This window comes from uncultured Romboutsia sp., assembly GCF_958366745.1.
Classification (GTDB): Bacteria; Bacillota; Clostridia; order Peptostreptococcales; family Peptostreptococcaceae; genus Romboutsia; species Romboutsia timonensis.
This window is the reverse complement of record NZ_CATXCO010000012.1, coordinates 18,614-27,670: the sequence shown is the minus strand read 5'-3', so window position 1 is coordinate 27,670 and position 9,057 is coordinate 18,614. Positions and strand designations below refer to the sequence as shown.

The 9,057-nt window shown below is 24.9% G+C and carries 10 protein-coding genes; all 10 read left to right on the top strand.

What is annotated here, in order from left to right:
- On the top strand, positions 1-441 hold a 441-nt coding region (locus Q5F54_RS02150), incomplete at its 5' end, for a response regulator (protein WP_302333932.1).
- A gap of 186 nt (positions 442-627) precedes the next feature.
- On the top strand, positions 628-1,269 hold the full coding sequence (locus Q5F54_RS02145; RefSeq protein ID WP_302333931.1) for a hypothetical protein: 642 nt from the start codon (positions 628-630) through the stop codon (positions 1,267-1,269).
- A gap of 96 nt (positions 1,270-1,365) precedes the next feature.
- Positions 1,366-1,860, top strand: a complete 495-nt coding sequence (locus tag Q5F54_RS02140; RefSeq protein WP_302333930.1) for a hypothetical protein — start codon at positions 1,366-1,368, stop codon at positions 1,858-1,860.
- Positions 1,861-1,933: 73 nt separating this feature from the next.
- A complete protein-coding gene (locus Q5F54_RS02135; protein WP_302333929.1) occupies positions 1,934-4,045 on the top strand; it encodes a hypothetical protein in 2,112 nt (703 codons plus the stop codon).
- Positions 4,046-4,083: 38 nt separating this feature from the next.
- Positions 4,084-4,584 carry a hypothetical protein gene (locus Q5F54_RS02130; protein WP_294131590.1) on the top strand — a complete coding sequence of 167 codons (501 nt, stop codon included), beginning with the start codon at positions 4,084-4,086 and terminating at the stop codon, positions 4,582-4,584.
- A gap of 36 nt (positions 4,585-4,620) precedes the next feature.
- The gene (locus Q5F54_RS02125) at positions 4,621-5,313 is read left to right on the top strand and encodes a hypothetical protein (RefSeq protein ID WP_302333928.1); all 693 of its coding nucleotides are present in this window, start codon (positions 4,621-4,623) and stop codon (positions 5,311-5,313) included.
- Positions 5,314-5,428: 115 nt separating this feature from the next.
- Positions 5,429-5,890 (top strand): hypothetical protein, encoded by a 462-nt coding sequence (locus tag Q5F54_RS02120; protein WP_302333927.1) that lies wholly within the window; start codon positions 5,429-5,431, stop codon positions 5,888-5,890.
- Between the two features lie 519 nt (positions 5,891-6,409).
- Positions 6,410-7,087 carry a class B sortase gene (gene srtB / locus Q5F54_RS02115; RefSeq protein WP_288247587.1) on the top strand — a complete coding sequence of 226 codons (678 nt, stop codon included), beginning with the start codon at positions 6,410-6,412 and terminating at the stop codon, positions 7,085-7,087.
- A 306-nt stretch (positions 7,088-7,393) separates the two neighbouring features.
- The gene (locus Q5F54_RS02110; protein WP_288523890.1) at positions 7,394-7,816 is read left to right on the top strand and encodes an N-acetyltransferase; all 423 of its coding nucleotides are present in this window, start codon (positions 7,394-7,396) and stop codon (positions 7,814-7,816) included.
- Between the two features lie 431 nt (positions 7,817-8,247).
- Positions 8,248-9,051, top strand: a complete 804-nt coding sequence (locus Q5F54_RS02105; RefSeq protein ID WP_288305787.1) for a hypothetical protein — start codon at positions 8,248-8,250, stop codon at positions 9,049-9,051.
- Positions 9,052-9,057: the final 6 nt, after the last annotated feature.

Genomic DNA, 9,057 nt, shown 5'->3' with positions numbered 1-9,057 from the left:
ACATCTATTACACTTGATAGATTAGATGAACTTGGTGATAGAGTAGAAAGTCAAAAGAAAATATTAGTAGCAGAAGATTCAATGATGCTTTCAAATTTAATTATTGGATTTTTACATAAATCAGGTTATAAAAATACAGTTAAATTCAACAATGGTAAAGAAGCTTGGAATTACTTAACAGAAGCTAAAGAAAGTGGATTACATATAAGTAATTATGTATCTTGTATAGTTTCTGATATAGAAATGCCTTTAATGGATGGTCATAGACTTACAAAACTTATAAAAACTGATGATGAGTTAAAGCATATACCTGTAATTTTATTCTCATCTTTAATAAGTGATGAGTTGAGGATAAAGGGACAAGAAGTTGGTGCTGATGAGCAGATAACTAAGCCAGAAATTGTGGAACTGGTAAATATTATAGATAGATTGATAAAATAATTTAATGAATCAAATTGTATTAAATTTTCAGAATTTAATACCAAATTCTGATAAAAAAGAAAATTAAAAAAAAGTTGAAAAATGTCGTAAAATGTTATATGATGTAATAGGGATTTTATTCAAGGATGAATTTAATTTCTATTGCATATGAAAATAAATATTTTAAAACAATGGAGGATAAAAATTATGGCAATGAAGAAGAAATTTTTAGGTTTAGCTTTAGCTGCTGCTGTAGCTTTACCTGCAACAGGTGTTTACGCTGATACTACTATAGGTGGAAATCAAAATGATACATTTACTCACAATGTAACAGTTTCAGGTACTGTAGCAAATAAAGAAGGTATAGCACCAGAAGGTAAAATAGAAGTAGAATTACCAACATCAATGACATTTAGAGTAGATCAAGATGGAACTTTCCAAGGAAGTGACTTTAGAGTTCAAAATAAAAGTAAAGTAGGAATAGATGTTTTTGTTGATGAATTTAGAACAAATGCTGGTGGAAATATAACAGTAAAGAAAAAAGAAGAGTTAGAACGAGGCAAAACTACTCTTAATAGATCAAATGTTTATTTAGAATTAACTGGTAATGTTGGTGGAGAAAAACAAACTATTGATTTAGCTAAAGTTTCAGAAACAGAAGAAGAGAATAGAAAAATACTTAATGTATCAGGTGGAAACACTGGTCTTATACAATTACAAGGTGGAGCTGGAACAGGTTTAGATACAGGTGCTTCTTCAAGAAAAGAAGATCCACAAGGTATAGATAAAGATGGAGCATCAGGAGACTTTACTTTAATATATAAAATAAAAAAAGATAATAAGGAATAAATATAATAATATAATCGTAAATCCATAATAATTAATTATTATGGATTTATAATTATATAGGAATTATTGTTGTGTAATTAATAAGGAGGGTTAATTATGAAAAAAAATAAAATCATAATTAGTGTGCTATTACTGTTTGGATTATCTGTAGGTGGATTTTTATACTTAAAAGCTAAATCAGAGTATAAATCTAATGTTAGCAACTTATCAGGATATGTGCTTGGAACAGGTGTAGCTCCTGACTTAACACCAGAAGAAATAAAAGCATTAATGCAAAAAGAAGTTGATAAATCAAAAGTAGCATTTAGTATATATACGGAGCCTACATTTGTAGGAAAAAGAGGAACTATAATGTTTGCAAATCCAAGATATAGTGCTCATAATATAGAATTAGAAGTTAGAGTAGATAATAAAGTGATTATAAGAACACAAAAAATATCACCAGATCAATATATTGAAGATATAGAACTTATGGGAAAAGCACTTAAAAAGGGAACGCATAATGGTGTTGCTTCAGTAAAAGCATATGATCAAAAAACTGATGAATTAGTTGGGGAAGTAGCTGTAGATATGATAATAACATCTAAATAGTACAATAGGATTTATTTAATGGTTACTCCTTATTAATTCGTATAGAAAATATATAGAAAGTTGTTAAGATAATATGAAAAAAATAAAATGTATTTTAAAAGATACTTTATCTTATATAGCAGCTAGAGGATTATTAAGATATTCTATTATTGTGATTATAATATTGAGTCTTATTGGGGGCATAGCTACTAATAAATATTTTAATAATAAAAACTATAACAAAGAAAAAATAGAAGAACAGTCATCAAATGTAAGCAATGGAAATAAAGACTTAGCAAATGGAAATATTAATACTAATGCAGTACTTGATAAGGAAATTTCAAAAAATACCTTAAAAGAAGGATTTTCAACATTAAATGATGATAAAAGCCCTAACTCAAATACTACTAATAATAACAGTAAAAATGATACATCACAGAATACATCATCTAGTTCATCAGCTAGTATAGATAAGTCATCAATAAAAGGTATAGACTTAGAAATATTAGAAGGTTATGAGTTCAATGCAAAAAGAGATTTGAAGTTGCAGGCTACTGATAAAGATGGAAGCGATATAAGTGATAGTATAATACTTGAAAAAAATAATGTAAATACAACTGTTCCAGGAATTTATACTGTAAAAGCTAGTGTAAGACTAAGTAATGGAGAATACAAGGAAAAAGAATTTACTGTTACAGTAAAGGAAACTCGCTTAGATGTTTCTTTATTAACTTTTAAACCGATTAAAAGTAATGTAAAAAAAGGTGAAAAAATAGGATTTGATTTAAATCTGAACATATCTAAAAAACATATTACTCCAATAGCAGTAATGATAAATGGACAAGAATATACTTTATATAATGGAAATAACAATATAATTGATAAATTATTTAATAATAAAAACTATAAGGTATTTATAGATGAAAAAGATATTTCTGGAGTATATGAGTATAATTTAGAACATATAAAATTGTCGAATGGATCATGGATAAGTTTAGGTGAAAATATACAAACAATAGAAGTATTAAAAGATCAGGCATTTATTAATAACTTTAGTTATGAAGAATTATCTTTAGAAAAGAAAATAAATATTAAATTTGAATTGAATGATTTAGAAAATACATCATCTAATTTAAGATTAGAATTTTATAATAAGAATGAGAAACTAAAGGATATAAAATTAGATAAAAAAAATAACTACTCAATGTACTTACCTATAGATAGGAATGGAGAATATCACTTAAAAATATTAGGTGATATAAGTTTAAATCAAAATTCTAATGATGGTAATACTATATATAATAAAGAGATATATAGTACTAATATAAATATATCTAATATCAATCAAACATCAATAACAGGTGAAAATTTAGAACTTACACAAGGTGACAACTTTGATTTAATAAAGGATTTAAATTTAAAAGCCATTGACTTTGATGGTGAAGATATAACAGATAAAATACAAATTGAAAGTAATAATGTTGATACAAATATAGTTGGAAGACAAATAGTAGTAGTATCAATAGTAAATAAAAAAGGCGAAAAGTATGCTAAGGAATTTTATGTAACTATTAATTTGAATGATGAAGATGAAAATAATTTATCAAGAATGTTATTTAAAAATTCTAGTAAAAATAAAACAAAAAAGACATCTTTAGTATCTTTATCTAATGAATCTGATATAGCTGTATCATCTTTATCTAGTGAGTCTATAGTAGGAAATGACACACAAGTGCTAAGTCATATTGTAGATATTAAAGGTTCAGTTAGTAAATATGATGGAAGTTTACCTGGTGGTAAAATTCAAGTAGAGGTACCAACTGCTATGTCATTTATAGTAGACCAAGATGGAAACTTTGATTCTGCCAATTATACTATAAATAATAGAAGTTCTGTTGGTATAAGTGTATCTGTATCAGAGTTTAGGGATAGTGATAAAGGTGGAGGAATAACAGTTAAACCTAAGACTGAAGATATATCAACTTTGGATAGATCAAATTTACATTTAGAATTAGTTGGTAATGAAGGTAGAAGTATTGATTTAGGGGAAAAAATAATTAATCCACAAGAAATTCTAAGACTAGATCCAGCAAGTTCAAGTATAATTCAATTATCTGGAGAAGTTGGTAAAGGTAATGGGGAAAGTGTTGATAAGGATGGAGCAAGTGAAAAATTTACTTTAATATTTAGAATAAATAAAATCTAGTTTAAATATAGAATATATTTAAAATGGGAAGTGATGTAATGAATAAAAAATATAAAATATTAATAGCCTTATTATTTATAGTAATAATGCTATTAGGTATTATTGTTATTATTAATAATAACAATGATAATAAAGTAAATATTTCTGGTGGAATTTTACAAGAAGGTATAATACCTGGGTATACTGAAGAACAAATTAAAGAAATTTTACAAAGAAAAGCTGATGAATCAACATTTTCTTTTGAAATAAACTCTAGACCAATATTTAAAGATGGGAAATCTGAGGGAAATCTTAGAATTGCAAATCCGCCATATAATAAGTACTTAATCAAAGTGGAAATAAAACTAGATGATAATAATAAAAAGGTATTTGAATCTGGTGAAATATTACCGAATCATTATATAGAATATGCAAAATTAACTAAAAAATTAAAGGCAGGGGAATATAATGCAACTGCAACTATAAATGCATATGATATAGAAAGTGGAGAATACAAAGGAACTAGTGCTGCAAAACTAATAATAAAAATTGAAAGTTAACATAACTTGGAAAGAAATATTGAGGGTAAGATGCTTATGAGGAAAAAAATTTTAAAAATTTTAATATTACTAATATTTGCTCTGAGTATAAATAAATATTCATTAAATATATTTGCAGATACATCAAAGGTTAAAACTTCTACTATTAAGAATGATTCTACTATATTAGATGGTGAAATTGGAGAATGGGATCCAGAACTTGATGATAATCCTGATTTTGATGGTTTTGAAATAGAAGGTAATAAGCCTGAAAATGGAGATTATTATACTATATCAGTTACAGTACCAGTAAGTATGGAATTTTATGTATTACCAAGTAATAGATTTTTCGAAGGTAGTTTTTATTCTCCGATGTATACTATAAAAAATAATGGTAGTAAGAACATATCTGTAAGTATAGATTCATTTGAAAGAGATGGTGAAACGCTAGATAGTGATACAGTACCTCTTTATATTGAATCATTAACTGCAAATGATAATAAAACACAAATGGAATTAAAATTGTGTGGAGTAGAAGATTTAAGTATTACTCAAGTAAATAAAAAAGTTGACTTATGGAGATTAGGAGAATTAACACAAGAAGAAAAAAAGTTATATTCACTAAGTGCTAATGAAACAAAAGGTATAAAATTTCATTCAGAACGATGGGAATTACCAGAGCGTGAATGTAATAAAAATAAGGCAATGTCTAATTTTACAGCTAGTTTTATATTTTCAATAAATCGTTAAAATAAAGAATATAAATAATTGCCTAGGATTAAATCCCTAGGTAATTTTTTATATTTTAAATAAAATTTGTAAATAATATATGTAATATAAAATATTTAAGGAGAGATATTATAAATTGAAACTAAAAGAAATATTAAAAAAATATTGGATAATACTGTTAATTATAGTAATTATAATAGCCGGATTATGCACATTTTTTATAATAAACAATAATAAAAAAGAAAATAAAATAGAACCAATAGTAAAAGAACTACCACTAAGAATAGATAAAATACCTCTAACATTTAACATAGTAAACAACGGCGCTGAACAAACATTAGAAGTAAATTACACTAACAATTCAAAAGAAACAATAACAAGACTAATGTTAGATATACAACTAAAAGACACACAAGAAACTATACAACTAAGTAGCAACGAAGCAATACAACCTGGACAAACTTCAACACTTTATGCAGCTAAAGCACCAGCAAGTGGAAATGTAGATGATATTGAAATATTAAAATATAAAATATCATTATTAAGTGGAGTATACATGGAATATGATACAAAACTAAAACAATATAATTGGTCATAAATTTATCTATAAAAATACACTGTCGAAAATATCGACAGTGTATTTTTATAGTCATTATAACTTATTAATATTCAAGCAAAACTAAGCGTTACCAAAGACAGACTTAGCGTTACCGAAGCGGAATTTATGGTAACGCTAATTTAAAAAAAGGTGTTACCATAAATTTTTGGTAACACCTTCGGTAACACCCTTTGGTAACGGGTTAAATGTGTAAATTTCAATATGTTAAGATAGGTGTTACCGAAGTAGTCAAAAACCTTAATAGATTATCTAAATAGAGAAAAATAAGAAAAATTACCCTCTATTTAGATAAAAGTTTATAGCTTTGGACTCTTGGTAACGGTAAATAAATATATAGATTTTTTAAATACACAATATTAGCTTTATTTATTTAAATATACACATTATAATAAATAAAAACATATTTTACGTGGTTATGAATTTGTAGCAAAATGGTATTTATTAAAAATAATAAAAGAATATGTACTTATTTACTTTATTAATTAAGGAGATTGTGTTATGAAAATTTTAAAGAATATAATCAATGTAGTTTTGATTTTAATTATAGATATATGTGTATATAAGGTATATATAAAAAGTACAGAATACAAAAAAGCAGACAAATCTTATGAACAAATTAGAATAGAAAAACAAGAAGAGAGTTTGTATGACAAATACGAAGACTATAGAGGTTGGATTAAAATAAATAATACAAATATAGATTATTCTATTGTTCAAGGAAAAGATAACTCATTTTATTTAGACAAGGATATTAATAAAAATTATTTATCATCAGGATCTATATTTATGAACTATTTAAATAACGGATTTAACGATGAAAATACAATTTTATTTGGTCATCATATGAGAAATAAAACTATGTTTGCTCAGTTAGAAAAGTACAAAGAAAAAGAATTTTTTCAAAATGATAATGATATAAAAATAGAAGTAGAAAATGATAAAGTTTTAACTTATAAAGTTTTCTCAGTTTATGTCACAGATGCTAATGATAATTATATAAAAACTAACTTTGATAATAAAAGTGAATATAAGGAATTTTTAGATAAAATAAAAAATAAATCGATATATAAGTCTGATATAAATGTAGATGAAAATGATAAAATTATAACCTTATCCACTTGTTCTTATGAATTTAATGATGCAAGAATGGTTGTACATGGTAAACTTTTAAAATAATTATAAATATTATTTAAGAATATATTTAATATTTCTGATATATATAAACTTGAAATATATTAAAATAGATTAAATTTAATTTTTAAATTAAAAATTACAAAAGTAATATTATATTTTAAAGTCTAATTCAAAATGTAGATATTAAAGTACATTTTGAATCAGACTTTTATTATAATGTAAGATATATTAAGAAACTTCAATAGAAAATATTAACTAATATAAATTGAGGGTTTTGATGGCATTGTAGATATGTAGCTAAAGAAAGTGATTAATAAAATTTAATAGTAGTAGGAGGCATTAGCTAATATGATAAGAAAATTAGAAGATAAAGATATAGATAAAGTTATGAATATATGGTTAGAAAGCACTATAAAAGCTCATGATTTTATATCGAAAGAATATTGGGAATCTAACTATGACACTGTAAAAGAAGTTTATATACCCATAGCAGATAGTTTTATTTATGAAGAAAAAGGGATTATTAAGGGGTTTATATCAGTAATAGACAAAGAATTTATAGGAGCTTTGTTTGTAGATAATAATTATCAAGGACTTGGTATTGGAAGTAAATTAATTGGATATGTAGATAGTATATATGATGAATTAACATTAACTGTATATAAAGAGAATAGTAGAGCTGTTAATTTTTATAAAAGTATAGGATTTAATATACTTGATGAACAAATTAATGATGATACAGGTAGTATAGAATATTATATGAAAAAATAAATTCTTTCAATATAATGATAAAAAGTTAATATTTATAAATATAAAAAAGAATAATTTATATACGATTATTCTTTTTTTACGTACAAGGAAATTATGATATGAAATTTTTTTTGATAACTTATAAATATAAATAATATCAATAACTCCAGAAACGTAAAAAAAGACATTTTGAAATGATTCACCCACGCAGTGGTTCAAGCAACGGATGTGACCGAAGCTGTAGCGAGTGTCATATCATTGGCGACATGAAGTGTTTCGCCGACACATCGCTCAAGCATAGCGAATTTTTTATTTAAATTTTATCTAATTATATTACATTTTAACAGTTTTATTATATATTGGTAGAATTATTCTGTTTAAACTATCAAAATAAAGTATATTAATTATAATAGAAATGATTATATAAAACAACTATACAAGGGAAGGCATATATGGAAGAATCAAGAATTATAAAAATGATAAATAATAATCCTAGTATTATATCAACAATAAATAATCCAACAGATGAAATGAAACTGTTAGCTATAAAAAAAGATGGGTTAACATTAGAGTATATAGATAATCCAACTATAGAAATGCAAGAGTTAGCATTAGATAATAATATTAGAGCTATTAGATATATAGATAATCCAACAGAAGAAATGATGATAAAAGCTGTAAATGCAGGATGGAGTATATTAGATTATATAAAAAATCCAACAGATAAAGTAATTGAGTTAGCTATAAATCAAGCTGGATGGGCTATAAAATATGCAAAAAATCCAAGTGAAGAACTACAATTACTTGCTGTTAGAAAAAATTATGATTCAATAAAGTTTATAAAAAGTCCTTATGAAAGTGTTCAAAAAGAAGCTATAAAAATAAGTTATGATGCATTAAGATATATTAATTCACCAAGTCATAATATAGAAATTGAAGCTATTAAAAATAATGAAGCGGCAATTAGCTTTATACATAACTTAGATAAGGATAAAATATTAAATTTCTTAAAAGAAAATATTTTGGTAATTAAATATGTAGCAAGAGAAATATCAAAAGAAGACTTGGAAGAAGTGTTAAAAGAGGTTTTAGCAAAAGAAGAAGTTGAAGAAAAATATGTTAGAGACTTTTTAAATTGCAGTATGATAGATAGAAATAGTAAAAACTTTGAAATAGACAAGATAATGCTTATTTATAAGTATGGTAGTAAAAAGGCTAGAAAGATAGCTGTAGATGAAAAATTAAAGATGATATAGGAGATA

Excerpts from the sequence above, each read along its gene's own strand:
- Q5F54_RS02145 (WP_302333931.1), top strand. The coding sequence starts at position 628 with ATGGCAATGAAGAAGAAATTTTTAGGTTTAGCTTTAGCTGCTGCTGTA.
- Q5F54_RS02140 (WP_302333930.1), top strand. The coding sequence starts at position 1,366 with ATGAAAAAAAATAAAATCATAATTAGTGTGCTATTACTGTTTGGATTA.
- Q5F54_RS02135 (WP_302333929.1), top strand. The coding sequence starts at position 1,934 with ATGAAAAAAATAAAATGTATTTTAAAAGATACTTTATCTTATATAGCA.
- Q5F54_RS02130 (WP_294131590.1), top strand. The coding sequence starts at position 4,084 with ATGAATAAAAAATATAAAATATTAATAGCCTTATTATTTATAGTAATA.
- Q5F54_RS02125 (WP_302333928.1), top strand. The coding sequence starts at position 4,621 with ATGAGGAAAAAAATTTTAAAAATTTTAATATTACTAATATTTGCTCTG.
- srtB (WP_288247587.1), top strand. The coding sequence starts at position 6,410 with ATGAAAATTTTAAAGAATATAATCAATGTAGTTTTGATTTTAATTATA.
- Q5F54_RS02110 (WP_288523890.1), top strand. The coding sequence starts at position 7,394 with ATGATAAGAAAATTAGAAGATAAAGATATAGATAAAGTTATGAATATA.
- Q5F54_RS02105 (WP_288305787.1), top strand. The coding sequence starts at position 8,248 with ATGGAAGAATCAAGAATTATAAAAATGATAAATAATAATCCTAGTATT.